Below are 25,120 nucleotides of genomic sequence, written 5' to 3'. Positions count from 1 at the left end.
GGGGCATGTCGCGAAAGCCACTTTCGCGACGTCTGATGTCCCGAAAGTGGCTTTCGCGACATGCGTGCCGCGGGAGGTCGGGGGCGAAGGGGGATCCGGGACGTCGGGGAACCCGGATCCCCCTCCACGAGCGTCGCGGGTCGCGAGGGGCGCGACCCCCGGGTCTGCTCTAGGTGGCGAAGATCAGAAGTGGCAAGGCCGGACACAGTCCGGCTGCACCGGGACCCCGGCCGAAGCGGACACCGCGGGCGCGGCGAGGGCGACGGCGAGGACGGCGAAGGTCGCGGCCAAGAGCGTTCTCAACTGCTTCTTCATGCTGGCTCCTCGGGGAAACGGGCGGATTTCCCACCCGGCGCCGAGCATCCGCGCGACCCGCCGCCGAAACAACGGGGGTATCACTAGGTACCCCTACCTAATCGCGGTCCGTGACCGATTCGTCCGGTCCCGTTAGCCGTAACTCGCGTGATTGAGGGCGTAACTCGCGTGATTGGAGCCGTATCAGCGTGTTACGCCTTCAATCACGCGAGTTACGCCTCTAAACACGCGAGTCACGCATGGGAAAGCCGCGGAGACCCCGCCCACTGCGGTGTGGGGGTGGGCGGGGTCTCCGCGGCGAGGCGCACGCCCGACTGGCGCTACCGGAGGGGCGCGCGCGTGAAGCGGGTCCGGTGGCGGGGAGCCTCCGCCACCGGACCCGTTGGGCCACACCGTCCCAAACCGGTGTGGAACCCGGCCGCCCCGCGTCAGGTAGGGGCGGCCGGAGCCTGATTCAGTGAGTGGTCAGGTATCGCGCGTACGCGCCGGTGGTGAGGAAGCTCGGCAGCTTCTCGCCCAGCGCGGTCTCGGTGAAGATCTCGTAGGCGTCGCCGAGACGGGTGTCCTCGCCCAGTTCCGCCCGCACCGACGCCAGCTCTTCGTCCAAATAGGACACGGCCAGCTCGCGGGTGAGCGCGGTGCCGTCTTCGAGCTTCGTTCCGTTGCGGATCCACTGCCACACCTGGCAGCGCGCGATCTCGGCGGTGGCGGCGTCCTCCATCAGGTTGTGGATCGCCGCCGCGCCGGTGCCGCGCAGCCAAGCGTCGATGTAGCGCAGCGCGACGTTGATGTTGGCCCGGACACCCGCTTCGGTGACCTCGCCGCCCGCGCTGGCGACGTCGAGCAGATCCTCGGCGGTGACGACGACGTCCTCACGGAGCTTGCCGAGCTGGTTCGGCCAGCCGCCGAGGACGTTGTCGAACACCTCGCGGCAGACCGGGACGAGGCCGGGGTGCGCGACCCACGAGCCGTCGAAACCGTCGTTCGCCTCGCGTTCCTTGTCCTGGCGGACCTTCTCCAGCGCGGTCGCGTTGATCTCCGGGTCCTTGCTCGGGATGAACGCGGCCATCCCGCCGATGGCGTGCGCCCCGCGCTTGTGACAGGTGCGCACCAGCAGTTCGGTGTAGGCCCGCATGAACGGGACGGTCATCGTCACCTGCGCGCGGTCCGGGAGCACGAAGTCCGCGCCGTGCGACGAGAAGTTCTTGATGACGCTGAAGATGTAGTCCCAGCGGCCGGCGTTCAGCCCGGCGATGTGCTCGCGCAGTTCGTAGAGGATCTCCTCCATCTCGAACGCGGCGGTGATCGTCTCGATCAGCACGGTGGCCCGGATCGTGCCGCGCGGGATGCCGAGTTCCCGTTGCGCCAGCAGGAAGACGTCGTTCCACAGCCGCGCTTCGAGGTGGTTCTCGAGCTTCGGCAGGTAGAAGTACGGGCCGCTGCCGCGGGCCAGCAGCTGGCGCGCGTTGTGGAAGAAGTAGAGGCCGAAGTCGACCAGGCTCGCCGAGACCGGGCGGCCGTCGATGCGGATGTGCTTCTCCACCAGGTGCCAGCCACGGGGGCGGGCGACGATCGTCGCGGGTTCGTCGCCGATCGTGTAGCGCTTCCCCGCCTCGGTGGTGAAGTCGATGTTGCGGCGGATCGCGTCGAACAGGTTGAGCTGCCCGTCGATGACGTTGTGCCAGGTCGGCGACGTCGCGTCCTCGAAGTCGGCGAGCCAGACCTTCGCGCCGGAGTTGAGCGCGTTGACCGTCATCTTGCGGTCGGTCGGGCCGGTGATCTCGACGCGGCGGTCTTCGAGACCGGGCGCGGATGGGGCGACCGACCAGCTGCTGTCGTCGCGGATCGCGTGCGTCTCGGGCAGGAAGCCCAGCGGCTCCTCACCGGACTGCAGCTTCTCGCGGCGCAGGCGGCGCGCGTCGAGCAGTTCGCGGCGGCGGCCGGCGAACGCGTTGTCCAGTTTGGCCACGAAGTCCAGCGCGGCCGGGGTGAGGATCTCGGCGAACCGGTCACCGGCGGGTCCGCAGACGTCGATCCGGTAGTTCAGCTTCTCAACCATGGTGTGCCTCCGCTGGGCTTCGCGAGAGATAGAGGGGGAAGGGCGGTGGCGGTCTCCCCTGGGAGTCGAGAGACCGCCACCTGGCACCTAATTGCGGGAGATCAGAACTGCTCGGCCTCGGTGGAACCGGCGAGCGCGGTGGTCGAGCTCTCCGGGTTCAGCGCGGTCGCGACGTTGTCGAACCAGCCGGTGCCGACCTCGCGCTGGTGCTTCGTGGCGGTGTAACCGCGGTCCTCCGAAGCGAACTCGCGCTCCTGCAGGTCGACGTAGGCGGTCATGCCCTCGCGGGCGTAACCGTGCGCCAGGTCGAACATCGAGTAGTTCAGGGCGTGGAAACCGGCCAGGGTGATGAACTGGAACTTGTAGCCCATGTGGCCGAGTTCGCGCTGGAACTTCGCGATCGTCGCGTCGTCCAGGTGCTTCTTCCAGTTGAACGACGGCGAGCAGTTGTAGGCCAGCATCTGGTCCGGGTACTTGGCCTTGATCGCCTCGGCGAACTGGCGGGCGACCTCGAGGTCCGGCTTGGAGGTCTCCATCCACAGCAGGTCGGCGTACTCGGCGTAGGCGAGACCGCGGTCGATGCAGGGGTCGATGCCGTTGGTGACGTTGTAGAAGCCCTCGGCGGTGCGCTCACCGGTGACGTACTTGCGGTCACGCTCGTCGACGTCGCTGGTGATCAGCGTGGCGGCCTGCGCGTCGGTGCGGGCGACGATCAGCGAAGGCACGTTCAGCACGTCCGCGGCGAGGCGGGCGGCGTTCAGCGTGCGCTCGTGCTGCTTGGTCGGGATCAGCACCTTGCCGCCGAGGTGACCACACTTCTTCTCGGAAGCGAGCTGGTCCTCCCAGTGCACACCCGCGGCACCGGCGGCGATCATGCCCTTCATCAGCTCGAAGGCGTTGAGCGGGCCACCGAAGCCGGCCTCGGCGTCAGCGACGATCGGGGCGTACCAGTCGATGTCGGTGTTGCCCTCGGCCCAGTTGATCTGGTCGGCGCGGCCCAGCGCGTTGTTGATGCGGCGGACGACGGCGGGCACCGAGTTGGCCGGGTAGAGGCTCTGGTCCGGGTAGGTCTGGCCGGAGAGGTTGGCGTCGGCGGCGACCTGCCAGCCCGACAGGTAGATGGCCTTGAGGCCGGCGCGGACCTGCTGCACGGCCTGGTTACCGGTCAGGGCGCCCAGCGAGTGGACGTAGTCCTCGTTGTGCAGGAGGTCCCACAGCTTCTCGGCGCCGCGGCGAGCGAGCGTGTGCTCCTCGACCACGCTGCCGCGCAGCTTGACCACGTCAGCCGCGGAGTACGACCGCTTCACGCCCGCCCAGCGGGGGTCGGTCTCCCACTGCTTGGCCAGTTCGGCGGCCGCCTGCTCCAGCTGCTGCGCGTGCTGAGTCATCGGATTCTCCCGGTGTTGCGAAGTTTGCGAGTGATCGCCTTTCCTGATCCGACCCTGACATGACTGGGGAAATCCGATCCAGCCCTCCAATTTGCCAATTTCTGCGAAGCTTCCGTAGCATCTTGCAAAGGTTGCGAATCGCAGGTTCGCAAGCCAGGGCAAAATCCACGGGCTTGACCGTTCACTGAATCGTTCAGGCCCGGAAACCTTGCGGACAGAGAGGCCTCAGTGGACAAAACCTTCGCCGGAGCGAAGCTGCGGCATCTGCGCGAAAGCCGGTCGATGAGCCAGGCGGATCTGGCTCGTGTGCTGGAGATCTCACCCAGTTACCTCAATCAGATCGAGCACAACTCGCGTCCGCTGACCGTCCCGGTGCTCCTTCGCATCACGCAAGCGTTCGGAGTGGACACCGAGTTCTTCGCGAACAACGACACCGCCCGGCTGGTCGCGGACGTGAAGGAGGCGCTGCTCGACGAGGTCCTCGGCGTGGACGTCACCACCAGCGAGCTCAACGACCTGGCCACGAACCTGCCGACGATCGCCCAGGCCCTGGTCAAACTGCACCGCAGCTACCGCAACGCCGTCGAGAACACCGCCGCGCTGACCACGGAGAACGGACTGGGCATGCACGGCAGCGCGGCGGGCTCGTTGCCGCACGAGGAGGTCCGCGACTTCTTCTACGAACGGGAGAATTACGTCGCCGAGCTGGACGAACGCGCCGAACGCATGGCGCACGACATCCCGCTGCAGCGTGGCCAGGTGCTCGCCGCGCTGAAGGAAACGCTGATCCAGCGCTACGGCGTCGACGTCACGAACGAAGGCATCGACGAGGCCAACGGCGAACAGCACCGCTACGAACCCGGGCCGAGGGTGCTGCGGCTGGCGCCGAGCCTGCGCGTCGGGCAGCAGGCGTTCCGGATGGCTTCGCAGATCGCCCTGCTCGAATACGACGACCTGATCACCGAACTCGCCGACTCGTGGGCGTTCTCCGGGCCCGCCGCGCGTTCGCTGGCCAGGGTCGGGCTCGCGAACTACTTCGCGGGCGCGCTGATCCTCCCCTATGGACCGTTCCTGTCGACCGCGGAACGCTTCCGCTACGACATCGAGCGGCTGTGCGACCACTTCGGCGTCGGCTTCGAGACGGTCTGCCACCGGCTCTCGACGTTGCAACGGCCGAAGAACCGCGGCGTGCCGTTCTCGTTCGTGCGCGTCGACCGGGCGGGGAACATGTCGAAACGCCAGTCCGCGGCCGGTTTCCACTTCTCCCGCGTCGGCGGCGCGTGTCCACTGTGGAACATCTACGAGGCGTTCACCCAGCCCGGCAAGATCCTCACCCAGATCGCGACCCTGCCCGACGGCAAGAGCTACTTCTGGATCGCGCGGACGGTGTCACGCAACATCGGCGGCTACGGCAGCCCCGGCAAGACGTTCACCGTCGGCCTCGGCTGCGAACTGCGGCACGCGAAACGGCTGATCTACTCGACCGGGCTCGACCTCGACGACCGCGCCGCGGCCACCCCGATCGGCATGGGTTGCAAAGTCTGCGAACGCCCGGCCTGCTCGCAGCGCGCGTTCCCGACGATCGGCAAGCAGCTGACCGTCGACGAGAACACGAGCACCTTCGTCCCGTACCCGGCGGTGCCCAAGTCGCCTTGAGCCGTCCTGTTCCGCCTGGCAGGGTTGCCGTCGACGGCCGCCGCCTGCGACGGCGGCCACCGCACTGGGGAGAACTGGATGATCTTGGTGACCGGGGCAGGCGGCAACGTCGGCTCGGAACTGACCGGAATCCTGGCGCGCGGCGGGTATCCCGTCCGGGCGCTGGTCCGCACGCCGCGGCCGTTGCCGGACGGCGTCGAAGGAGTGACAGGGGATCTCAACGAGCCGACGAGCCTGAAGCCCGCGCTGGAGGGTGTCCGGGCGGTGTTCCTGCTCGGCGGCTACGAGGACATGCCGGGCGCGCTCGCGGTGATGCGGGACGCCGGGGTCGAACAGGTGACGCTGCTGTCGTCCCGTTCGGTCGTCGGCGGGCACGCGGACAACGCCGTCGCCGGGATGCACATGGCGGCCGAGGCGGCGGTGCGCGCTTCGAAGCTGGCGTGGACCTTCCTGCGGCCGAGCGGGTTCATGTCGAACACGCTGCAGTGGATCCCGCAGCTCCGGGCGGGGGACGTCGTCCGCGAGCCGTTCGCGAACGTCCCGGTGGCGACCATCGACCCGTACGACATCGCCGCCGTCGCCGCGGAATCGCTGACCACGCCGGGACACGAGGGCCGGGCGTACGCCATCACCGGTCCGGGTTCGCTCCGGCCCGCCGACCGGCTCCGTGTCCTCGGTGAACTGCTCGGACGGGAGCTGCGACTGGATCCGCTGTCGGACGCCGAAGCCCGGGTGACGATGAGCGCGGAGATGCCGGCGAAGTACGTCGACGCCTTCTTCCGCTTCTTCGCCGAGGGCGAGTTCGACGACTCCGAGGTCACGGGTGCCGTCCAGGATCTGACCGGCCGGGAGCCGCGGCCGTTCGCGACCTGGGCGCGGACGCACCTGGCCGCCTTCCGCTGAAACCCTCGTGAGTGGCGAGGACGGTTAGAACCGTCCTTGCCACTCACGAGGCTCTAAACCAGGAAGTGGAACAGCGGGCTGCCCGGTTCCACCCGCTCCACCTGCAGCGGGCTGGCGTCCAGCCGGTGCAGCAGACCTTCCAGGTCACCGGGCCGTGCGAGTTCGACACCGATCAGCGCCGGACCGGTCTCGCGGCTGTTGCGCTTCACGTACTCGAACCGCGTGATGTCGTCGTCCGGCCCGAGGACCTCGTCGAGGAACCGCCGCAGCGCGCCGGGCTCCTGCGGGAAACCCACCAGGAAGTAATGCTTCAGCCCTTCGTGGATCAGCGACCGTTCGAGCACTTCGCCGTAGCGGCTGACGTCGTTGTTGCCGCCGGAGACGACGCACACCACGATCTGCCCGGGGTCGATCTTCACCGTGGTGCCGAGCGCGGCGGTCGCGAGCGCGCCCGCGGGTTCGGCGATCACGCCGTCGGACTGGTACATCGCGAGCATCTCGGTGCAGATCGCGCCCTCGGCGACGTCGGTGAGCTCGACACCGCCGTCGCGGACCAGCGGATACGTCACCGATCCGGCCTGCGCCACCGCCGCGCCGTCGACGAAGGTGTCGACACTTTCGAGTCGCACCGGCTCCCCCGCCGCCAGCGCGGCCGCCATGCAGGTCGCGCCCGACGGCTCGACCCCGACGATCCGCATCTCCGGCGCGCGTTCCGCGGCCCACGCGGCGATCCCCGCGAGCAGGCCGCCCCCGCCGACCGGCACCACCATGACGTCCGGGACGAACCCGAGCTGCGCGACGACCTCCATCGCGACCGTGCCCTGCCCGGCGACCGTCTCCGGCGCGTCGAAGGCGGGGACCAGAGTCGCGCCGGTGGTCTCAGCGTCGTGCTTCGCGGCGGTGAAGGCGTCCTCGTAGGTCTCGCCGACGACGATGACCTCGATATGCGAGCCGCCCAGCGTCGCGATCCGCTCACGTTTCTGCCGGGGAGTCGTGCCGGGAACGTAGACGCGGCCGTTCGCGCCGAGGCGTCGGCACGCGTATGCGACACCCTGCGCGTGGTTGCCCGCGCTCGCGCAGACGACGCCGCGCTCCCGGTGCTCCGCGTCGAGCTGGACGATGAAGTTGTAGGCGCCGCGGATCTTGTACGAGCGCACGGTCTGCAGGTCTTCGCGTTTGAGCCAGACCCGGGCGTCCACCCGCGCCGAAAGCCGCTCGTTCGGTTCGAGCGGCGTGCGGGTCACCACCCCGGCCAATCGCTTGGCGGCCTCTTCGACCGTTCGGGCGCTCACCGTTTCGATCCCTTGCACGAATGCTGAATGTACTGACCTCCCCAGGCCACGACGGAGAGTGGTCCAGTGGGTGCTTCACCGGGTTGTCGGTGGCCTGTGGTCCACTGGTCGCCATGGTGAGCAAGGTCGACGGAGTCCGGAGTCTCGATGCGTTGCGCGAGCTGGTCCACAGTGGCGCGGAGCCCGGGTACCAGCTCTTCTACGGCCACACCCCGCTCAAGAGCGGCCGGGTCAACGCGGCCTGCCTGAGCCAGTGGTGGCTGGCGCCGTTCGTGGCCGGCGGCGAGCGGTACCCGACGGCCGAGCACTACATGATGGCGAGCAAGGCGGAACTGTTCGGCGATCAGGAGGCGGCGGCGAAGATCCGTCAGGCACCGGACCCCAAGACCGCCAAGATCCTCGGCCGTGAGGTCTCCGGTTTCGACGCCGAGGTGTGGGAGCGGCACCGCTTCGACATCGTCATCGACGGGAACCTCGAAAAGTTCCGCCAGCACGCCGAGGAGCGCGAGTTCCTGCTGAGCACGGGCGACAAGGTGATCGTCGAGGCGTCGAGGATGGACCTGGTCTGGGGCAGCGGCCTCGCCCGCGAGGACAAGAACGCCACCCGCCCCGACTACTGGCGCGGGCAGAACCTGCTGGGCTTCGCGCTCATGGAGGTCCGGGAGCAGCTGCGCGGCTAGTTCCGTCCGTCCAAGCACGCGTGTCGTCCGTCCAAGCACGCGAGTCGGCCGTCCAAGCACGCGTGTCGTCCGTCTGATCACGCGAGTCGGCCGGATCCGCCAGGCAGTTCCCCACTGTTGTCCTGCCGACCGGGCCGGTGGCTGTGACCAGGCGGACGGCAGGGGTGATCCAGCGGACGACACGCGTGATCAGATGGACGACACGCGTGATCGGGCGGACGTCACGCGAGTTACGAGTCGACGCCCAGGGTTTTCTGCAGTGCCTTGTTCGCCTTGCGCGCCATGTCGGCGACGGCTTCGCGACGGGCGGCGTCGGCGGCGTAGTCGTCCTGCCGGTTCCGGACGACGCGCGCCGGCGAGCCGACGGCGATCGAGTAGTCCGGGATCTCGCCTCGCACCACGGCGTGCGCGCCGAGGACGCAGCCGCGGCCGACCCGGGTGCCCTTGAGCACGGAGACCTTGGTGCCGATCCAGGTGTCCGGCCCGATCCGCACCGGCGACTTCACGATGCCCTGGTCCTTGATCGGGACGGTGATGTCGGTGGTGACGTGGTCGAAATCGCAGATGTACACCCAGTCCGCGACGAGCGTGGCCGCGCCGAGCTCGATGTCGAGGTAGCCGTTGAGGACGTTCTGCCGCCCGAAGACGGCCTTGTCGCCGATGCGCAGCGAACCCTCGTGGCAGCGGATCGCGTTCCCGTCGCCGATGTGCACCCAGCGGCCGATCTCCAGCCGGCCGTAGCCGGGACGGCAGTGGATCTCGACGTCCTTGCCGAGGAACACCATCCCCCGCAGGATGATGTGCGGGTTCGCGACCCGGAACTTCAGCAGCCGCCAGTAGCGGACCAGGTACCAAGGCGTGTACGCGCGGTTTCGCAGCACCCAGCGCAGCGAGTCCTTGGTCAGGAACTTCGCCTGACGCGGATCACGACGGGCCTGGCCCCAAGCGCGGAGCCGCGACAGCGCGGGCGCACCCCACATGGACGTCATACCGGTGACCGTAACCTGTGAACAGGCCGCCGACCGCAAAGGGGAGCACGCGCATGGGCACCAAGCTGATCATCGACACCGACCCGGGGGTCGACGACGCGTTCGCGCTGGCGCTGGCCGCGCAATCGGAGGACGTCGAACTCCTCGGCGTGACCACGGTGTTCGGCAACGTCCCGCTGAGCCACACCACCGCCAACGCCCGCCGCCTGCTCCAGCTCTTCGGCCGCGACGACGTCCCTGTCGCCGCCGGCGCCGCGCGGCCGATGGTCTACGACAACGCCAAACCCGCCGGGTTCGTCCACGGCCAGGACGGCCTGTCCGGCCACGCCGGGACGCTGCCGGAGGCGAAACGCCCGCTCGACGAACGCGGCGCCGTCCGCCTGCTGGTGGATCTGCTGGAAGCCGCCGACGAGCCGGTGACCATCGCCCCGATCGGCCCGCTGACGAATATCGCGCTGCTGCTGGCGGCGCATCCGGACATCCGCGAGAAGATCGGCCGGATCGTCGTCATGGGCGGCGGGGTGACCAAGGGGAACTCGACCACGGCCGCCGAGTTCAACATCTGGAGCGACCCCGAGGCCGCGCGCCGGGTGCTGGCCGACGAGGACATCCCGACGGTGCTGGTCCCGCTGGACATCACGCACCAGTGCTCGGTCGACACGGATTGGCTCGGCAAACTCGCCGCGTCCGGGCCGCTCGGCGCGGCGCTCGAAGCGCTGACACCCACCTACGTCGAGCACTACACCCCGATCCTCGGCATGCCGGGGATGGTCATGCACGACGCGGTCGCGGTGGCCGAGGCGATCAAGCCGGGCATCCTCGACGTCGAGTCGTACCCCGTGGACGTCGAGTGCGGCTTCGGCCCCGCCCGCGGCGCGACACTGGTGGACCGGCGAAGGCTGCGAAGCACCGATCCGCAGGCCGTACCCGGCCGCACCATCGACGTCGCGCTGACCACCGACGTGGACGCCTTCCGCGAGTTCGTCCTCGGCCGGATCACCGGGGGCCGGTGATGGAACAGGAAACCTCGCGCCGCCGCAGACTCCCGGTGATCGCCGCCGCGGTCGTCGTCGCGGGCGCCGCACTGGTCGCCGCCATCACGTTCGCGCCGAAGGACGAGCCGAAAACGGAGGCCGCCGCCGTCGAATCCTCGGCCCCGGCCGCGCCACCGTCGCCGTCGCCGTCGTCTTCCGCCCCGGCGGAGATGCCGAAGGAACAGCCGAAGGTCCCGCAGCAGATGGGGCAGGAGTTCGACGCCTGGGTGTCGAAGACCAGCGGCTGGCTCGACATCCCGCTGCGCGCGATGACCGGGTACGCGAAGACCACCGTGGCGCTGAGCAAGGAAACGCCGGGTTGCCGCCTGTCCTGGGTGACGCTCGCGGCGCTCGGCAAGATCGCCTCCGATCACGGCCGCGCCGCCGGTTCGGGGCTGAACGCCGACGGCGTGCTGACGAAACCGCTCGGCGCGGTCGAGGTCCGCGACTTCTACAACAAGGTCGTCTCGTCCGCGAACGCGAGCGGCCCGCTGCAGCTGACGCCGTCGGTGTGGGACCGGTTCAAGGCTTCGGCGAGCGGCGGGAAACCGGACCCGCAGAACATCGACGACGCCACGCTCACCGCCGGGCGCGCCCTCTGCGCGGGCGGCCGTGACCTCGGCCAGGGCCAGACGTGGTGGAACGCCGTCAGCACCCTGCAGCCCGCGCCGCTGCTGATGCACCGCACGCTCGCGACGGTGAACGTCTACGGCACGGTCGGCCAGAACCCGCAGCCGCCGAACGCGGCGGCCTTGAGCGCGGTCAACTTCGCCATCGACAAGATCGGGCTGCCCTACGTCTGGGGCGGCAACGGCACCGGCGGCAGCGACCCCGGTTTCGACTGCTCCGGCTTGACGACGGCCGCGTACGCCAGCGCCGGCGTCAAGCTCATGCGCACCGCCCACACCCAGTACCACAGCGTGAACAAGGTGACCGATCCCCAGCTGGGCGACCTGATCTTCTACGGCGAGCCGAACACGAAGATCCACCACGTCGGGCTGTACATCGGGAACCAGCAGATGATCGACGCCCCGCAGACCGGGCAGGCGGTGCAGGTGCACACCTACCGGAAGCAGGGTGACGACTACGCCGGAGCGGGCCGCCCGACGGCTTAGGGCGCGGCTGAACCATCGGGCAACCAACCCTTCCCTTGAGGCGTGTACGTCGTGCATGCCACAAGGGAGGGCCAGCATGACCTTACGAAGATCACTGACGTTGCCCGCCGTCGCGCTCACCATCGCGCTCACCTTCACCGATGGCGCGATCGCGGCGGAAACCACCGGTCAGCAGCGTTCGGAAGTGACGCTGTCCGCGACGTCCTGGGGTTACGTCGACTCGGCGACACCGAACACGGCCTACTTCAAGCCGTCCGGCACCCTGCCGGTCGGCACCTGGGACACCACACCGCACCTGCAACGCTCATACGTGAATTTCGACCTGAGCTCGTTGCGGGGTGCGCCGTTCACGACGGTGCTGCTGTCGGCGGGCGAGACGCACTACGTCAGCTGCGACAGCCGCGCCACCGAGGTGTGGCGGACCTCCACCTACACCAAGCAGTCGACCTGGCAGAACCGCCCGGCGGAGCGGACGCGGGTGGCGTCCAGGGGTGCCGACAACACCTGCATCGACAACCACGCCACCTTCGACGTCACCTCCGCGGTGCGGGACGCGATCGAACACAAGGCCCGCCACCTCACGCTGGGCCTCCGCGTCGCCGAAGCCCACGAGGCGGACCCGGCGTTCTATCGGAGGATCGAGTCCCCGGCGACGCTGCGGGTGGTGAACAACGCTCCGCCCGCGACGCCGACCGACCTGCGCACCAACGACGAACCCTGTGCCAAGGACGGCACCGGACCGCTGGTGAGCCGCCAGGCGAAGCTGAGCGCACAGTTGTCCGACCCGAACGGCGACTTCACGTTCGGGCAGTTCACGTGGTGGCCGGTGGCGGACCCGTCGCAACGGCGCACGGGTACCGGTTCGGGCAACCCCGCCGAGGCGTACCCGGACACCTGGGACCTCGCCGACGGTACGTATGCGTGGGAGGTTTACGCACAGGACAGCTGGGGGGCGAAGTCGTCCACGACCGGCTCGTGCCGGTTCACCGTCGATCGCACTGATCCGAACGCGCCCGCCGTCGCCTCCGCGACGTACCCGGCGGGCACCGAGGGCGGCGGGGTCGGCGTGGCGGGCCAGTTCACCTTCTCCCCCAACGGTTCCGCCGACGTCGTGCGCTACGACTACGACTTCGGCGGGAACATGCGGGAGATCGCCGCGGGCCCCGACGGCACGGCCACCGTCGGCTTCACGCCGACGTCCAACGGCTGGCATTCGGTGGTCGTACGGGCGTGGGACCGGGCGGGCAACCTCTCGCCAAGCACCTACCACTCGTTCATCGTCAAGGAGACGCGGCCGACGGTCACGTCCGACCGCTACCCGCCGCAGGGTGGCCCGGACGGCGGCATCGGCGTACCGGGCGTGTTCCGGTTCGCGCCGGCGATGCCGAACGTCGTGGCGTACGACCACCGGCTGAACGACGGCGCGTCCGCCACGGTCACGGCAGGCCAGGACGGCGTCGCCGAGGTGACGCTCACGCCGTCCACCGGTGGGGAACACGTGCTGTTCGTGCGCAGCACCGACGCATCGGGCGTGAAGTCGCCGGAACGGGAGTACCGATTCCTCGTCGACGCGTCACCGGTGGTGAGCGGGCCCGAAAACGTCGACCTCGGCACCTCGGCCACCTACACGGCGAAACCGAGGATGCCGGACGTCGTCGAGTACGACTACTGGTTCGCGAGTGCCGAGAGTACGAAGTGGACGGTCAAGGCGAACGCCGACAAGACCGCCTCGCTGCCGGTCGAATTCACCTCGGCCGACCAGAACCTGCTGCGGGTCCAGGCCCGTGACGCGTCCGGCGGGCTGTCCCCGGTGACGGAGAAACGGTTGTGGCTCAACACCTGGCGACCGACGGTCGGCTACGAGGGCGACATCGCGACGGAGGGCAGGGCCGCCAGGTTCACGTTCACCACCCCGATGCCGAACGCCGCGGAGTTCGAGTACTGGCTGGCGGCGGACCCGGCGACCAGGTGGACCGTGCCGGTCAGCGGGAACACCGCGACGGTGAGCTACACCCCACCGAAGATCGGCGACTACGAGATGCTGGTGCGCGCGAAGAACACGGCGGGCGTGTGGTCGTCGACGGGCAACATCACGTGGATGGTGACGAACGATCCGGCGGTGACCTCGAAGGAGTTCCAGGCGAACGGGCGGGTTTTCCCCGGCAGCTTCACGTTCGAAGCCCGCCAGCCGGGCGCGGTGCGGTTCGAGTACTCGTTCGACTGGGGTCCGTTCCAGCAGACGGCCGTTCAGGACGGGCGCGCCGTGCTGCCGTGGACTCCCCCGCTGCCACCGGAAGGCTCGGCCTTCCACAACCTGCGGGTGCGGACGGTGACCGCCGACAACGTCTCCTCGCAGGAGAAGACGTACTCCTTCAACATCTTGAGCGCGCCGTACGTGTCGTCCAAGGAATATCCGGAAGGCGAGTGGTCGGGCGGCGCCGGTGTGCCGGGGACGTTCACCTTCGCCCCGGGGATGCCGGGCATCGTCTCGTACACCTATTCCGTCCGGGACGACCGGGGTGCGGTGACCGAGGAGATCACCGTACCGGCGGACGGTTCGGGTGCGGGCACGATGACGTGGACCCCACCGGAGCGAGGCATCTACTCGGTCCACGTGCGGGGCAACACGGCCGACGGCACCAAGTCGGGCGGTATCGGCTACTCGGTGTACGTCAGGTGACCGCGTGACCGGCGGCCCCGTTCCCGGCGGGGAGCGGGGCCGCCGAGGCCAAGCCCGCTTAAAGTGACCGCGTGTACTCACCGATTCCGGTCCTGAACGAGCTGAAGGACCTCTACGACTCGACCCGCGACTACCTCGCCGACGGTTTCGAGCTGTACGACTACGACGACAAAAGCCGTTTCCCCCAAGAACTCGACGATCCCGCGTTCCTCTCGCGGGTGATCCCCTTCGCCCAGGCGAACGGGAGCGGCTCGACTTACGCGATCTGGCAGGCCGACGACGAGACGGACCTCGCCCGGTCGCCGATCGTGGTCTTCGGCGACGAGGGCGGTGAGCACGTCGTCGCCCGCGACTTCACGGATTTCCTGCGGCTGCTGGGTTTCGACGCCGAGATCATGGTCGACCACGATTCGGCCTGCTACTACCGGGCGGAAGACGACGAGCACAGCGGCTCGCACGAGCTGTTCGCCGAGTGGCTCCGCGGGCGGGGCCTGACGCCGTCCGAGGATCCGGACGCCGTCGTGGCCGCCGCCCACGAAGCCCACGGAGATCGTTTCCGGGCGTGGATCACGCCGTTCCACGAGCGGATCGGCTGGGCCTGAAAGACCCTAGGCCTTCCGCTCCTCGAACATGGCGAGCAGCCGCTCGGGAACGTCCTCGCCGAAGATGCTTTCCACCAGGAAGTCCTCCTCGATGGGCGTCTCACAGCGCACGAACATGTCGTGTTCGTACTCGGTGAGAGCGGCCTCGACGTCGCCGGGACGCGCCGCGAGCGCCTTGCCGAGTTCGGCGCCGTCGAGCATCGCGAGGTTGGCGCCTTCCCCGTTCGCCAGCGCGAGATGCGCGGCGTCGCCGAGCAGGGTCACGCCGGGCACTCGCTCCCAGCGCAGCCCGGACGGCAGGGCGAAGGCCGGGCGGTGGATCGGCGCGATGTCGCTTTCGGTGATGAGCGCGGTGAGCTCCGGCGACCAGCCGCCGAACTCCGCCGCGATCCGCGCCTTGGCCGCTTCGGCGTCGGAGAAGTCGATGGCGTCGAACCACTCCAGCGGTTTGCCGAGTTCCACGTAGGCGTGCAGCGTGTCGCCGCTTTCGCGGTGCGCGTTGATGCTGATGCCCTCCGTGGTCCCGGCCCCGAACATCGATCCGCCGCCGACCGTCTTGGCCACGGCGGCGTGCCGGGTGTCCGCGTCGTACAGGTAGGTCTCGACGATCGACGTGCCGGAGTACTCGGGAACGGCGCCGGTGAGCAGCGGCCGGATCCGTGACCATGCCCCGTCGGCACCGACCAGCAGACCCGTGACGACGGTGGAGCCGTCGCCGAAGGTCACCTCGTGGCGGCCGTCGCCGAGCGTCCGGGCACCGACGGCCTTGTGTCCCCAGTGGACGGTGCCTTCGGGGAGCGAGTCGAGCAGCATCCGCCGCAGGTCGCCGCGCTGCGCCTCGGGGCGGCCGCCCGTGCCGTCGTCGCCCCGCTCGAACAGGACGGTCCCGTCCTGTTCGAGCACCCGCAGCGCCTGGCGGCCTTCCAGGACGATGCCACGGAACTCGTCCAGCAGCCCGGCGGCTTCGAGCGCGAGCTGGCCGTTGTAATCGTGGATGTCGAGCATCCCGCCCTGCAGCCGCGAGGCCGGCGACGGTTCCGCTTCGTGGACCGTGGACGGGATGCCGTGGACGTGCAGGACCCTGGCCAAGGTGAGCCCGCCGAGACCGGCGCCGATGATCGTGACTGGTGTGTTCATGGTGACCCCTCGGTCGCTTCTGGAATGACATTCCAGAGCGTGTCGCGGGCCGCTGTCAGCCGCCGCACACGACGCTGGCACCGGTCTGGCAGGCGCTGTCAGCCGAAGAACTCGACGGCATCCCCGCTCCAGCCGGGATCACCCGTCCTCGCGAACGCGACCCACGCGCCGTGCACCCTGGCCGCGAGACCTTCCGGAACCGGATCGGGACCGAGCAGACCGGTGTCCCCGTGCAGCCACGGCTCGTTCGCGACGTCGAAGACGAACGGCAGCTCGACGGTGTGGGCGGCGCCGAGCCGTCCGTTCAGCGCCGTCGACCGAAAGCCGAACGAGTACCGGTGGGTGTGCCCCGCCGAGATCGCCGCGTGCGCCCGCGCCAGACGTTCGGTGCCCGCCCCGAACAGCGTCTGTCCGAGATTCGGTTCGCCGTAAAGGTTTCCTTCCTCGGTGTTGGTACCGATGAGGAGCGCGACGTCGCCGTCGAGCGGACCGTCGGCGGGCTGGACCGGCAAGACGAGGCTGAACGGGCTCAGCCCGGCCAAGGGATCCGCGGCGGTTTCGGTCCGCAGCTCGAGCCCGGCCAGCGCGGGCAGGATCTCCAGGAACCGCTCGTCCGGGATCTCGCCGAACGCCTTCGCGGTGGCCTCGGTACCCAGCGCCGAAGCGGCCGCGGCGGTGACCCTGGCCGCCTGCTCCGGGGTGAAGGCGCCGGTTCCGCTGCCGCTCTGGACGATCGCCCGGCGGAACAGTCCCTTGGCCCGCGGCGTCGCGAGCAGCGCGCCGGCGAGCGTCGCTCCCGCGGACTGCCCGAAGACGGTGACGTTGCCCGGATCGCCGCCGAACACGGCGACCGTGTCCCGCACCCAGCGGAGCGCGGCGAGCACGTCGAGCAGGCCCCGGTTGGGTGGAGCGCCTTCCAGATCGAGAAAACCGGGAACGCCGAGGCGGTAGTTCACCGTCACCAGGACGACGCCGTCGCGCGCGAACGCCCTCCCGTCGTAGAGCGCGGCGCGGGCCGAACCGGTGACGAAACCGCCGCCGTGCACGAAGACCATGACCGGACGCCGCCCGTCGTCCGCCGCGGGTGTCCGGACGTCGACGGTGAGGTACTCCTCGCCGCGCACCCAGCCGGGCCCGAAATACGGCTTCATGTCGAGCCCGCCGAAATCGCGCACCGGCTGGGGAGCCGTCGGCCCTGGCCGGGTCCCGTCGCGGACGCCGGACCAGCCCGGATGCGGCGCCGGCGGGAGGAAACGGCCGGGGCCGATCGGCGCCGCCGCGTACGGGATGGCGCGATAGAGCTCGCCGAAGGAATCACGGCCGCCACGCACGGCACCGGCCGGGGTTTCTGTTCGCACGTACACGAAAACTCCTCAGGAGAGCGGGGAGAACGCGGCCCACCGCGCGATCGCGAACTTCGATCCGCGGCGCTCGACCCGCACGGCGCCCTGTGCGCCGAAGTGCGCCGGGAAGAGGAGCGCGTGCTCGTCGGCGGCCTGGCCGAGCAGCTTGTGCCGGGTGACCCGTGATCCCACCGGGTCTTCGCAATAGGGCGAATTGGTGTCCGGCTCCACGATCTGCAGCGCGGTGTGCACGAGGTCGCCCACGAACAACGCCCGCTCCCCGCCCGATTCCAGGGTGAGCACGGACGAGCCGGGCGTGTGACCGGGCGCGGGATCCAGCCGCAGATTGCGGTCGATCCGGTACGTGCCATCCCACAGGTGGGTCAGCCCCGCCTCGTGGACCGGCGCGACACTGTCCTCGAAGACGTTCTGATTTCCACGCCCCAGCACGGAATCGTGCGCTTCGGCCGGGTTCCAGAAGTCGAAATCGGGCCGGGGCATCAGATAGGTGGCGTTCGGGAAGGTGGGCACCCAGGTCCGGCCGTCGAGCCGGGTGTTCCAGCCGACGTGGTCGATGTGCAGATGGGTGTTGACCACGACGTCGACGTCCTCGGGCCGCACCCCGGCGGCCGCGAGGTTGTCGAGATAGGCGGTGTCGAGACGGTTCCACACCGCCGCGTACGGCCGGTCCTTGTGATTGCCGGCGCCGGTGTCGACGAGGATCGTGCGCCCTTCGCTGCGGATCAGCCAGGACTGGAGCGCCGCGCGGCACTCGTTCGTCCCCGGGTTCCAGAAATCGGGCGCCAGCAAGCCGCGGTGTTCGTCCCACGCCCCGTCGGGGCTGTCCGGCAGGAACTCGGCCGGGGACATGCCGAGCGAACCGTAGAACTCCTTGACGCGGGTGACCGTGACGTCTCCGATGGTGATCTCGTCCATGTCCCCGAGCCTGGCGGCCCGGCAGGCAGCGGACCACGCCCCGCTTGTCCTCCCACTGGGAGGGTGTGGCTGACGCGGACCGCGCCCCGGATACTCGGCCCCATGGACGGACCTGGCCCGCTCGGCGACTTCCTGCAGGCACGACGGGCGCGGCTGCTGCCGGAAGACGTCGGCCTGCGTGACTACGGGTCGCGTCGCCGGGTCGCGGGGCTTCGGCGTGAGGAACTGGCCCAGCTCGCCGGGGTCAGCGTCTCCTACTACGCGCGGCTGGAACAGGGCATGTCCCGCGGCGCCTCGGCCGAGGTGCTGGACGCCATCGCCCGCGCGCTGCGGCTCGACGACCACGAACGCGAACACCTCGACCGGCTCGCCGGTGCCGCCCGCCGCACCCCGCGGGCGCGCCGTCCACGGCCCGAGAAGCTCCATGCCGAGACGCGGGATCTCCTGGGCACCGTGGACGCTCCCGCGCTCGTGCTCGGCCGCCGCTCCGATGTCCTGGCGTGGAACGCGCTCGGCCACGCCCTGCTGGGCGGGCATCTGGACTTCCACGCCCCGGAAGACCCGGCACGACGGCCGAACACGAGCCGGATGCTGTTCCTGGACCCGCACTGCCGGGAGCTGTACTCCGACTGGAAGCGGAAGATCCGTGCGGTGGTCGGCAGCCTGCGGATCGCCGTCGGCAGGTATCCCGACGACCCGCTGCTCGCGGAACTGATCGGCGAGCTGACCATGAAGAGCCCCGAGTTCGTCGCGTTGTGGAGCGACCATCGCGTGCGGCCCTGCGACGCCGAGTCCTACGAACTGCGCCATCCGGTCGTCGGCGCGGTCCGGGTGACCCAGCAGACGTTGTCGATCGCCCGTTCACCGGACCAGTCGCTGATCGTGTGCACGACCCCGGCGGGCTCTTCGGGCGAGCAGGCCCTCGCACTGCTCCGCCAGATCGCGAATATGTCATGATGCTGACATGACGGTCGGACCACTGGACCAATCCGCGGGATACCTGCTGAAGCGGGCGGCGACGGCACTCCGGACGGCGATGGACACCGCGTTGCGGCCCCTCGACCTGACCGTGCCGCAGTACTCCTGCCTCGAAGTGCTCTCGCAGCGACCGGGGCTGTCCAACGCGGAACTGGCCAGGGCCGTGTTCGTCACCCGGCAGTCGATGAACCTGGTCCTGCGCGGTCTGCAGGACCGCGGGCTGGTCACCCGTCCGGCGACGGCGCCGCAAGGCCGCGCCCTGCCCAGCACGCTCACCCCCGCCGGACGCGCCCAGCTCCGCGCCGCGAGCGGCCTCGTGCGCGAGGTCCAGGACCGCATGCTCGCGCCGTTTTCGGAAGCCGGGCGGGAGCGGCTGGTGCACGATCTCGCCGTCTGCGCCGACGCGCTCACGCCCGAGGAATGACTCAGGACCTCGTGTTCACCAGTGTTTCCGGCTTGAACGCGTACACGTCGGAGCCTTGGACCAGCACATGCCATTCGCCGCAGACCTTGTCGGTCCTGCTCTCCTGACCCTGCGGCCACCACTGGGCGGAGAGCGTGGCCGCCTGTGTCGCGGCCGCTCCCGGCACGCAGAGCGCGGGCAAGGTCCCGCCGGTGAATTTCAGGAGCCGCTCCGAACCCGTCGTCCGGATGACCTCCGTGACCGACGCCGCCCCGTCCGGCACCCACTCCGGCAGCCTGGCGTCCTTGTCCCGCTTGCCTTCCGCTCCGGTCGCGTAGCCGACCGTCTTGACGTGTCCGTTCGCCTTTTCGGTCAGCCCTTCCTTGAGCCCGCAACCGGACAGGGCGACCGTGGCCGTCGCTGCGGCGAGTACCGCCGCGGTGATCTTCGTGTTCATACGATCGAGTCAACCTCGCGGAAACGCTCGCGGGATCGGACTTTCGGTCCGGCCGCGCCGCCATCCGGCCGATCTCCACGACGGATAACCGCCAGCGATCGGCCACGCCGGACACCACAGTGGGTGTCGTGACGACGACAACAGACGCACTGTCCGTACTCAAGGGCATGTACGCGGCGGAAGCCGAGTACTTCGCGGCGGGCGGCCCGGGAAAGGCGTCCTTCGTGCCACTCGCCCCGTTCTTCTCCCCCGACGTGGTGCTGCACCAGGCGGACGGCCTGCCCTACGGCGGGATCTGGCGCGGCCACGAAGGCATGGAGCGGTTCTTCGTCGCCATGAGCGACACCTGGGACGTCTTCGACATGGTGGACCAGAGCTTCCTGAGCGAGACCGATCCGCTGGTGGTCCTGACCCACGTGCACGTCCGGGCCAGGGCGACCGGCCGCGAGCTGGATTTCCCCATCCTGCAGACGATCACCGTGCAGGACGGGCGCATCGCCGAGGTGCGGCCGTTCTACTGGGACACCGCGGCGATCGCGGCCGCCTGCACGAACTACCATTCCGCTGATGACCGCCTACCACGATCTTGAGCTGTTCGAGGAAGCCGCTTCCCTGCCGGAGCGGCAGCAGAAGATCCTGCTGACCATCCGCGAATGGGTGGTGGAGTACGGCTACTCGCCGAGCACGCGCGAGATCGGCGAAGCGGTCGGGCTGCGCTCGACGTCCTCGGTGTCGAAACATCTGGCGGCCTTGGAGGAGAAGGGTTTCCTCCGCCGCAGCAGCTCGATCTCGCGCCCCATCGACGTGCGCGCCTTCCTACCCGGCACCGCGTCGAAGGAGTCCACAGAGGACTCCGTGCCGGTCCCCGTCGTCGGTGACATCGCCGCGGGCACGCCGATCTCCGCCGTCGAGCACGTCGACGACGTGATGACCCTTCCGCGTGAACTCACCGGTCGGGGCAACGTCTTCGGCCTGCGGGTGCGCGGCGACTCGATGATCGACGCGGCGATCTGCGACGGCGACATCGTCGTGGTGAAGCAGCAGCAGGAGGCGCACTCCGGCCAGATCGTCGCCGCGATGATCGACGAGGAGGCCACGGTCAAGGTGTACCGCCGCCGCGACGGCCACGTGTACCTCGAACCGCGCAACCCCGCCTACGACGTCATCGACGGCGACCGCGCGACCGTGCTCGGCGTCGTGGTTTCCGTGCTGCGCAGCGTCTGACACGGTTTTGCCGGTGGCCGGGAGCAGAGCTTCCGGCCACGACACCGCGGTGCGGTCCCCAGGTGTCAGGCCGCGAAACCCAGCACCAGTGAAGCGGCGACAGGCGCCATGTACATCAGCGGGAACGCGACGTGCGACGGCCAGTGCGCGCGGAGCACGGTGATCACGGCACCGGTGAAGTAGAGCACCAGGCCGATCCCGGCCGCGACGCCGAGCGCGGGCACCCACAGGCCGGCGATCAGGCCGAGCGCGCCCGCTGCCTTGGCGACCCCGAGCGGGGTCCACCAGGCGCGGGGAACGCCGTAGTCCGCCAACGGCCGCACGACCCACTTGGCGCGGAAGAAGATCGAGGCGGCCGAGAACGCGGCCATGAACGCTCCGACGACGGTAACGATGACATAGGCGGTGGTCATTTCGGTTTCTCCTCGGCTTCTCGGTGATTCGTGGGGTTGACCCCGGCCACCGGCCCGATGTGACAGCACGCGGGGTGAAGCACGTCACAGGGTTCCGCCGTTTTAGAGCAAGCGCTCTGTTATCCTCTCGCCATGCCCCGGCCCCGCGTGCACGACCTGGACAGGCTGCTCGACGCGGCCGAGCGCCTCGTCGTCGAGGTCGGTGCCCGGGGCGTCACCGTGCGGTCCCTCGCGGCCGCCGCGGGAGTGTCCAACGGGACGATCTACCACGCTTTCGGCTCGCTCGGCGCGCTGCTGGCCCGTGTCTGGCTCCGCGCGGCGAGTGCCTTTCTCGACCTCCAGACCGAGCTGGCCGATCAGGCGGAAGACCCGGCCGCGGCGGTCGCGGCCGCGGCGGACGCACCGGCGGAATTCGCCTGCCGTCGTCCGGAGGCGGCTCGCCTGCTCATCACCGTCAAGAAGGAGCATCTGCTCGGCACGCAGGTGCCCGAAGACCTCGCAGGCGATCTCGCCGCACTCGACAAACGCCTGGTCAGGCTTCTCGTCACGCTCGCCGAACGACTGTGGGGCAGGCGGGACGCGCAGGCCGTCGAAGTGCTGACGACCTGCGTCGTCGACCTGCCGACGGCCCTGTTCCGCCGCGCGTTCGCCGCGGGCGAGCCGATCTCCGAAGACGCCCGGGCCCGGCTGTCCGCCGCGGTTCACGCCATACTCCTGCTCCCACCCCCACGGAAGGACTGACATGCCCACTCTGCGCCACGACGCCCCGGTGTTCCTGCTGGACCTCGGGGACGACGAGAACCGGTTCTCGCCGTCCTGGCTGGAAACCGTCCATTCCCAGCTGGACACCGTCGTTGCCTATCCGGATCCGGCGGTACTGGTCACCGTCGGCTCGGGGAAGTTCTACTCCAACGGCCTCGACCTCGACTGGCTCACCAGCAACCCCGCGCGGGCCGCGCAGTACGTCGCCGACGTCCACGAACTGCTGGCCCGTGTGCTCACCCTCGGCGTGCACACGGTCGCCGCGATCAACGGGCACGCCTTCGGCGCCGGGGCGATGCTGGCGATGGCGCACGACTTCCGGGTGATGCGTGCCGACCGCGGGTACTTCTGCTTCCCCGAGGCGGATATCAACATCCCGTTCACGCCGGGGATGGCGGCGCTGATCCAGAGCAAGCTCACCCCCGCGGCCGCGATCGCGTCGATGACCACCGGACGACGGTTCGGCGGCACCGACGCGCGGGATCTCGGGCTCGTGGACGCCGTCGCCGAAAAGCCCGCGCTGCTGGAGTACGCGGCCGATCTCGTCCGCCCGCTGGCGGGGAAGGACCGCGGCACGCTGTCCGCGATCAAGACGACGATGTTCACCCCCGCCGTCACCGCGCTCCGGGCCAAGTAGCCGTCGTGCGTACCGACGAAGCGGAGTTCGATCGCCTGGTCGAGCCGCTGCGCCGCGAGCTGCACGCCCACTGCTATCGCCTGCTCGGCTCGGCCCACGACGCCGACGACGCCCTGCAGGACGCGCTCCTGCGGGCCTGGCGCGGAATGGACCGGTTCGAGGGCCGGAGCTCGATGCGCACCTGGCTCTACACCATCGCCACCCGCACCTGCCTCGACCTCGCGGCGGCGCGCGGGAAACGGGCGCTGCCGATGGACCTCGGCCCGTCGAGCGAGCGAGTCGTGCTCGAACAGGCCCCGCTCACCGAGGTGGCGTGGCTCGGCCCGTACCCCGACGGCCCGGAAACCCGGTACGAGCGGCGCGAGGCCATCGAGCTGGCGTTCGTCGCCGCGCTGCAGCACCTGCCGGGCAACCAGCGGGCCGCGCTCGTGCTCTTCGACGTCCTCGGTTTCTCCGCCGCCGAAATCGCGTCCACAATGGACACTTCGGCCGCGGCGGTGAACAGCGCGCTGCAGCGCGCGCGGGCGATCGTGGCGGAAAAGGTCCCGCCACCCGGCGGCAGGCCGGAAGACAGCCGGACGCGCGAGATCGCCGCGGGCTTCGCCGCCGCGCTGGAGCGTGGCGACGCCGATGCGCTCGTGGCGCTGCTGGCCGAGGACGTCACCTGGTCCATGCCGCCACTCGCGCAGTGGTACAGCGGCATCGAGGCGGTCGCCGGCTTCGCCGCCGAGGTCCCGCTCGGCCGGTGCCCGAGCTGGCGCACCGAGGTCGTCACCGCCAACGGCCAGCCCGCCGTCGCCTGCTACCTCGGCGAATCGGCGGACGCCGTCCACCACGCTTGGTCGATCAACGTGCTGTCCCTTCGCGACGATCGGATCCGCGACATCACCTCGTTCCTCGACGCGGAACTGTTCGCGAGGTTCGGTCTTCCCCCGGCGAGGCCTTGAGCATGCGCAAGAAGGTGTTGATCGCGCTGGCGGTGGCCGTCACCCTCGTCGGTGTGGTCTTCGGTGGCGCGTTCGCCTTCCAGCGCAAACTGATCTACCTGCCCGAGGCGGGTCCGCCACCCGGTGCGGCCGCGGTCCTGCCCGGCGGCAGGGACGTCACGCTCACCACCTCGGACGGGCTGCGCCTGGCGAGCTGGTACTTCCCGGTCGCCGGGGCGAAAGCGGCCGTCCTGGTCGCGCCGGGCAACGCCGGGAACCGGTCGTTCCGCGCGCCGCTGGCCCGCGCGCTGACCGCCCGCGGGCTCTCGGTGCTGCTACTGGACTATCGCGGATACGGGGGCAATCCCGGCGCACCGTCCGAAGACGGGCTCGCGCTCGACGTCCGCGCCGCGCAGGACTTCCTGGTACGCGAGGCCGGGACGCCACTGATCTACTTCGGCGAGAGTCTCGGCTCGGCGGTCGTCACCGAATTGGCCGTCGAACGCCCGCCGTCCGCGCTCGTGTTGCGTTCGCCGTTCGTCGACCTCGCGTCGGTCGGGCAACGGCACTACCCGTTCCTGCCGGTCCGCTGGCTGCTGCGGGACGAGTTCCCGACGAGGGACACCGTCGCGCGCGTGAAGGCGCCCGTGACCGTGGTGTTCGGCTCCGAGGACTCGATCGTCCCCGCCCAGCAGAGCCGTGACGTGGCACGGGCCGCCGGCGCCAGGACGATCGAAGTCGCCGGCGCGGATCACAACGACCCGGTGTTCTCCGACGGGCCGGAGCTGATCGACGCCATCGCGGGCGCGATCCGCTGAGGGCTCAGGCTCGCCGAGCCCGGCGGCGCATCGACAACGCGTGGCCGGGGTTGAGTTTGCGGCTGAGCCGGTCGGCCTTGGGCCAGCGGACGTCGGTCGCCCAGCCCGCTTTCTCGAACAACCAGATCAGCCGCGCGGAGATGTCCAGCTGACCCCGGCGGACTCCGTGCCGGGCGCCGGTCGGATCGGCGTGGTGGGAGTTGTGCCAGGACTCACCCATCGAGGCGATGGCGAGCGGCCAGAAGTTCGCGGATTTGTCCCGCGCGGCGAACGGACGATCGCCGATCAGGTGACACAGCGAGTTCACCGACCAGGTGACATGGTGCAGCAGCGCCACCCGGACCAGGCTCGCCCAGAAGAACGCGGTGACCGC

The 25,120-nt window shown here is 69.7% G+C and carries 25 protein-coding genes and 1 pseudogene; 15 read left to right on the top strand and 11 right to left on the bottom strand.

What is annotated here, in order from left to right:
* Positions 1-183: 183 nt before the first annotated feature.
* The 3 genes from ACFWIW_RS40535 to aceA form a co-directional block, all read right to left on the bottom strand.
* Positions 184-315, bottom strand: coding sequence for a hypothetical protein (locus ACFWIW_RS40535; protein ID WP_255431505.1), 132 nt, complete (start codon positions 313-315; stop codon positions 184-186).
* 454 nt (positions 316-769) lie between these two features.
* A complete protein-coding gene (gene aceB / locus ACFWIW_RS40530; RefSeq protein ID WP_378373350.1) occupies positions 770-2,374 on the bottom strand; it encodes a malate synthase A in 1,605 nt (534 codons plus the stop codon).
* A gap of 101 nt (positions 2,375-2,475) precedes the next feature.
* Positions 2,476-3,762, bottom strand: coding sequence for an isocitrate lyase (aceA, locus tag ACFWIW_RS40525; RefSeq protein WP_072030536.1), 1,287 nt, complete (start codon positions 3,760-3,762; stop codon positions 2,476-2,478).
* A gap of 228 nt (positions 3,763-3,990) precedes the next feature.
* On the opposite strand from aceA, the gene ACFWIW_RS40520 reads away from it, so the two are divergent.
* Entirely contained in the window at positions 3,991-5,418 is a 1,428-nt protein-coding gene (locus ACFWIW_RS40520; protein WP_378373349.1) for a short-chain fatty acyl-CoA regulator family protein, read from the top strand.
* Between the two features lie 78 nt (positions 5,419-5,496).
* Positions 5,497-6,321, top strand: a complete 825-nt coding sequence (locus tag ACFWIW_RS40515) for an NAD(P)H-binding protein (RefSeq protein WP_378373348.1) — start codon at positions 5,497-5,499, stop codon at positions 6,319-6,321.
* Between the two features lie 53 nt (positions 6,322-6,374).
* Here the strand turns inward: ACFWIW_RS40515 and ilvA are convergent, their stop codons facing one another.
* Positions 6,375-7,631, bottom strand: coding sequence for a threonine ammonia-lyase IlvA (gene ilvA / locus ACFWIW_RS40510; RefSeq protein ID WP_378373347.1), 1,257 nt, complete (start codon positions 7,629-7,631; stop codon positions 6,375-6,377).
* Between the two features lie 95 nt (positions 7,632-7,726).
* Between ilvA and ACFWIW_RS40505 the strand changes: the two genes are divergently transcribed.
* The gene (locus tag ACFWIW_RS40505; RefSeq protein WP_378373346.1) at positions 7,727-8,293 is read left to right on the top strand and encodes an NADAR family protein; all 567 of its coding nucleotides are present in this window, start codon (positions 7,727-7,729) and stop codon (positions 8,291-8,293) included.
* Positions 8,294-8,523: 230 nt separating this feature from the next.
* Here ACFWIW_RS40505 and ACFWIW_RS40500 read toward each other — a convergent pair whose 3' ends face one another.
* Positions 8,524-9,282 carry an acyltransferase gene (locus ACFWIW_RS40500; RefSeq protein ID WP_378373345.1) on the bottom strand — a complete coding sequence of 253 codons (759 nt, stop codon included), beginning with the start codon at positions 9,280-9,282 and terminating at the stop codon, positions 8,524-8,526.
* 53 nt (positions 9,283-9,335) lie between these two features.
* Between ACFWIW_RS40500 and ACFWIW_RS40495 the strand changes: the two genes are divergently transcribed.
* The 4 genes from ACFWIW_RS40495 (at position 9,336) to ACFWIW_RS40480 (ending at position 14,713) form a co-directional block, all read left to right on the top strand.
* A complete protein-coding gene (locus ACFWIW_RS40495; protein WP_378373344.1) occupies positions 9,336-10,295 on the top strand; it encodes a nucleoside hydrolase in 960 nt (319 codons plus the stop codon).
* Complete coding sequence (locus tag ACFWIW_RS40490; protein WP_378373343.1) at positions 10,295-11,431, top strand: NlpC/P60 family protein; 1,137 nt, start codon at positions 10,295-10,297, stop codon at positions 11,429-11,431. The genes ACFWIW_RS40495 and ACFWIW_RS40490 overlap by 1 nt, the downstream gene beginning before the upstream one ends.
* 76 nt (positions 11,432-11,507) lie before the next feature.
* Positions 11,508-14,111 (top strand): hypothetical protein, encoded by a 2,604-nt coding sequence (locus ACFWIW_RS40485; protein ID WP_378373342.1) that lies wholly within the window; start codon positions 11,508-11,510, stop codon positions 14,109-14,111.
* Between the two features lie 71 nt (positions 14,112-14,182).
* Positions 14,183-14,713 (top strand): hypothetical protein, encoded by a 531-nt coding sequence (locus tag ACFWIW_RS40480; protein WP_378373341.1) that lies wholly within the window; start codon positions 14,183-14,185, stop codon positions 14,711-14,713.
* 6 nt (positions 14,714-14,719) lie between these two features.
* Here the strand turns inward: ACFWIW_RS40480 and ACFWIW_RS40475 are convergent, their stop codons facing one another.
* From ACFWIW_RS40475 to ACFWIW_RS40465, 3 genes are all read right to left on the bottom strand, one after another.
* Positions 14,720-15,850 (bottom strand): FAD-dependent oxidoreductase, encoded by a 1,131-nt coding sequence (locus ACFWIW_RS40475; RefSeq protein WP_378373340.1) that lies wholly within the window; start codon positions 15,848-15,850, stop codon positions 14,720-14,722.
* 98 nt (positions 15,851-15,948) lie between these two features.
* On the bottom strand, positions 15,949-17,214 hold the full coding sequence (locus tag ACFWIW_RS40470) for a carboxylesterase/lipase family protein (protein ID WP_378373339.1): 1,266 nt from the start codon (positions 17,212-17,214) through the stop codon (positions 15,949-15,951).
* 9 nt (positions 17,215-17,223) lie between these two features.
* Entirely contained in the window at positions 17,224-18,129 is a 906-nt protein-coding gene (locus ACFWIW_RS40465; protein WP_378373338.1) for an MBL fold metallo-hydrolase, read from the bottom strand.
* Between the two features lie 102 nt (positions 18,130-18,231).
* Between ACFWIW_RS40465 and ACFWIW_RS40460 the strand changes: the two genes are divergently transcribed.
* On the top strand, positions 18,232-19,086 hold the full coding sequence (locus ACFWIW_RS40460; RefSeq protein ID WP_378373337.1) for a helix-turn-helix domain-containing protein: 855 nt from the start codon (positions 18,232-18,234) through the stop codon (positions 19,084-19,086).
* Positions 19,087-19,093: 7 nt separating this feature from the next.
* The gene (locus tag ACFWIW_RS40455) at positions 19,094-19,531 is read left to right on the top strand and encodes a MarR family winged helix-turn-helix transcriptional regulator (protein WP_378373336.1); all 438 of its coding nucleotides are present in this window, start codon (positions 19,094-19,096) and stop codon (positions 19,529-19,531) included.
* Position 19,532: 1 nt separating this feature from the next.
* Here the strand turns inward: ACFWIW_RS40455 and ACFWIW_RS40450 are convergent, their stop codons facing one another.
* Positions 19,533-19,967 (bottom strand): hypothetical protein, encoded by a 435-nt coding sequence (locus tag ACFWIW_RS40450; protein WP_378373335.1) that lies wholly within the window; start codon positions 19,965-19,967, stop codon positions 19,533-19,535.
* A gap of 128 nt (positions 19,968-20,095) precedes the next feature.
* On the opposite strand from ACFWIW_RS40450, the gene ACFWIW_RS40445 reads away from it, so the two are divergent.
* Together ACFWIW_RS40445 and lexA are read left to right on the top strand one after the other, a co-directional pair.
* Entirely contained in the window at positions 20,096-20,557 is a 462-nt protein-coding gene (locus ACFWIW_RS40445) for a nuclear transport factor 2 family protein (RefSeq protein ID WP_378373334.1), read from the top strand.
* Positions 20,535-21,191, top strand: a complete 657-nt coding sequence (lexA, locus tag ACFWIW_RS40440; protein ID WP_378373333.1) for a transcriptional repressor LexA — start codon at positions 20,535-20,537, stop codon at positions 21,189-21,191. Before ACFWIW_RS40445 ends, lexA begins: the two co-directional genes overlap by 23 nt.
* Before the next feature lie 65 nt (positions 21,192-21,256).
* Here lexA and ACFWIW_RS40435 read toward each other — a convergent pair whose 3' ends face one another.
* On the bottom strand, positions 21,257-21,604 hold the full coding sequence (locus ACFWIW_RS40435) for a DoxX family protein (RefSeq protein ID WP_378373332.1): 348 nt from the start codon (positions 21,602-21,604) through the stop codon (positions 21,257-21,259).
* Between the two features lie 132 nt (positions 21,605-21,736).
* Here ACFWIW_RS40435 and ACFWIW_RS40430 point away from each other — a divergent pair, with 132 nt between their 5' ends.
* From ACFWIW_RS40430 to ACFWIW_RS40415, 4 genes are read left to right on the top strand one after another with little or no spacing between them, the layout of a single operon-like run.
* Positions 21,737-22,345 (top strand): TetR family transcriptional regulator, encoded by a 609-nt coding sequence (locus ACFWIW_RS40430; protein ID WP_378373331.1) that lies wholly within the window; start codon positions 21,737-21,739, stop codon positions 22,343-22,345.
* 1 nt (position 22,346) lies between these two features.
* Complete coding sequence (locus ACFWIW_RS40425; protein ID WP_378373330.1) at positions 22,347-23,003, top strand: enoyl-CoA hydratase-related protein; 657 nt, start codon at positions 22,347-22,349, stop codon at positions 23,001-23,003.
* Positions 23,004-23,008: 5 nt separating this feature from the next.
* Positions 23,009-23,950: a sigma-70 family RNA polymerase sigma factor gene (locus ACFWIW_RS40420; protein ID WP_378373329.1), complete on the top strand. Its 942-nt coding sequence runs from the start codon at positions 23,009-23,011 to the stop codon at positions 23,948-23,950.
* Between the two features lie 2 nt (positions 23,951-23,952).
* Entirely contained in the window at positions 23,953-24,747 is a 795-nt protein-coding gene (locus tag ACFWIW_RS40415; RefSeq protein WP_378373328.1) for an alpha/beta hydrolase, read from the top strand.
* A 4-nt stretch (positions 24,748-24,751) separates the two neighbouring features.
* Here the strand turns inward: ACFWIW_RS40415 and ACFWIW_RS40410 are convergent.
* Positions 24,752-25,120, bottom strand: a pseudogene (locus ACFWIW_RS40410) (acyl-CoA desaturase); the annotation flags it as partial.

The sequence above is a fragment of the Amycolatopsis sp. NPDC058340 genome (assembly GCF_042723975.1).
GTDB lineage: Bacteria > Actinomycetota > Actinomycetes > Mycobacteriales > Pseudonocardiaceae > Amycolatopsis.
Note: the sequence above shows the minus strand (reverse complement) of the source record. Positions and strands in the feature narration are given on the sequence as shown.

What these genes read in the sequence shown, in the direction of transcription:
- ACFWIW_RS40495 (WP_378373344.1), top strand. Translation starts at nt 9,336, where the DNA reads ATGGGCACCAAGCTGATCATCGACACCGACCCGGGGGTCGACGACGCG.
- ACFWIW_RS40475 (WP_378373340.1), bottom strand. Translation starts at nt 15,850, where the DNA reads ATGAACACACCAGTCACGATCATCGGCGCCGGTCTCGGCGGGCTCACC.
- aceA (WP_072030536.1), bottom strand. Translation starts at nt 3,762, where the DNA reads ATGACTCAGCACGCGCAGCAGCTGGAGCAGGCGGCCGCCGAACTGGCC.
- ACFWIW_RS40425 (WP_378373330.1), top strand. Translation starts at nt 22,347, where the DNA reads ATGCCCACTCTGCGCCACGACGCCCCGGTGTTCCTGCTGGACCTCGGG.
- ACFWIW_RS40490 (WP_378373343.1), top strand. Translation starts at nt 10,295, where the DNA reads ATGGAACAGGAAACCTCGCGCCGCCGCAGACTCCCGGTGATCGCCGCC.
- ACFWIW_RS40460 (WP_378373337.1), top strand. Translation starts at nt 18,232, where the DNA reads ATGGACGGACCTGGCCCGCTCGGCGACTTCCTGCAGGCACGACGGGCG.
- ACFWIW_RS40430 (WP_378373331.1), top strand. Translation starts at nt 21,737, where the DNA reads ATGCCCCGGCCCCGCGTGCACGACCTGGACAGGCTGCTCGACGCGGCC.
- ACFWIW_RS40465 (WP_378373338.1), bottom strand. Translation starts at nt 18,129, where the DNA reads ATGGACGAGATCACCATCGGAGACGTCACGGTCACCCGCGTCAAGGAG.
- ACFWIW_RS40500 (WP_378373345.1), bottom strand. Translation starts at nt 9,282, where the DNA reads ATGACGTCCATGTGGGGTGCGCCCGCGCTGTCGCGGCTCCGCGCTTGG.
- ACFWIW_RS40450 (WP_378373335.1), bottom strand. Translation starts at nt 19,967, where the DNA reads ATGAACACGAAGATCACCGCGGCGGTACTCGCCGCAGCGACGGCCACG.
- ACFWIW_RS40505 (WP_378373346.1), top strand. Translation starts at nt 7,727, where the DNA reads ATGGTGAGCAAGGTCGACGGAGTCCGGAGTCTCGATGCGTTGCGCGAG.
- ACFWIW_RS40515 (WP_378373348.1), top strand. Translation starts at nt 5,497, where the DNA reads ATGATCTTGGTGACCGGGGCAGGCGGCAACGTCGGCTCGGAACTGACC.
- ACFWIW_RS40435 (WP_378373332.1), bottom strand. Translation starts at nt 21,604, where the DNA reads ATGACCACCGCCTATGTCATCGTTACCGTCGTCGGAGCGTTCATGGCC.
- ACFWIW_RS40455 (WP_378373336.1), top strand. Translation starts at nt 19,094, where the DNA reads ATGACGGTCGGACCACTGGACCAATCCGCGGGATACCTGCTGAAGCGG.
- ACFWIW_RS40485 (WP_378373342.1), top strand. Translation starts at nt 11,508, where the DNA reads ATGACCTTACGAAGATCACTGACGTTGCCCGCCGTCGCGCTCACCATC.
- aceB (WP_378373350.1), bottom strand. Translation starts at nt 2,374, where the DNA reads ATGGTTGAGAAGCTGAACTACCGGATCGACGTCTGCGGACCCGCCGGT.
- ACFWIW_RS40415 (WP_378373328.1), top strand. Translation starts at nt 23,953, where the DNA reads ATGCGCAAGAAGGTGTTGATCGCGCTGGCGGTGGCCGTCACCCTCGTC.
- lexA (WP_378373333.1), top strand. Translation starts at nt 20,535, where the DNA reads ATGACCGCCTACCACGATCTTGAGCTGTTCGAGGAAGCCGCTTCCCTG.
- ACFWIW_RS40535 (WP_255431505.1), bottom strand. Translation starts at nt 315, where the DNA reads ATGAAGAAGCAGTTGAGAACGCTCTTGGCCGCGACCTTCGCCGTCCTC.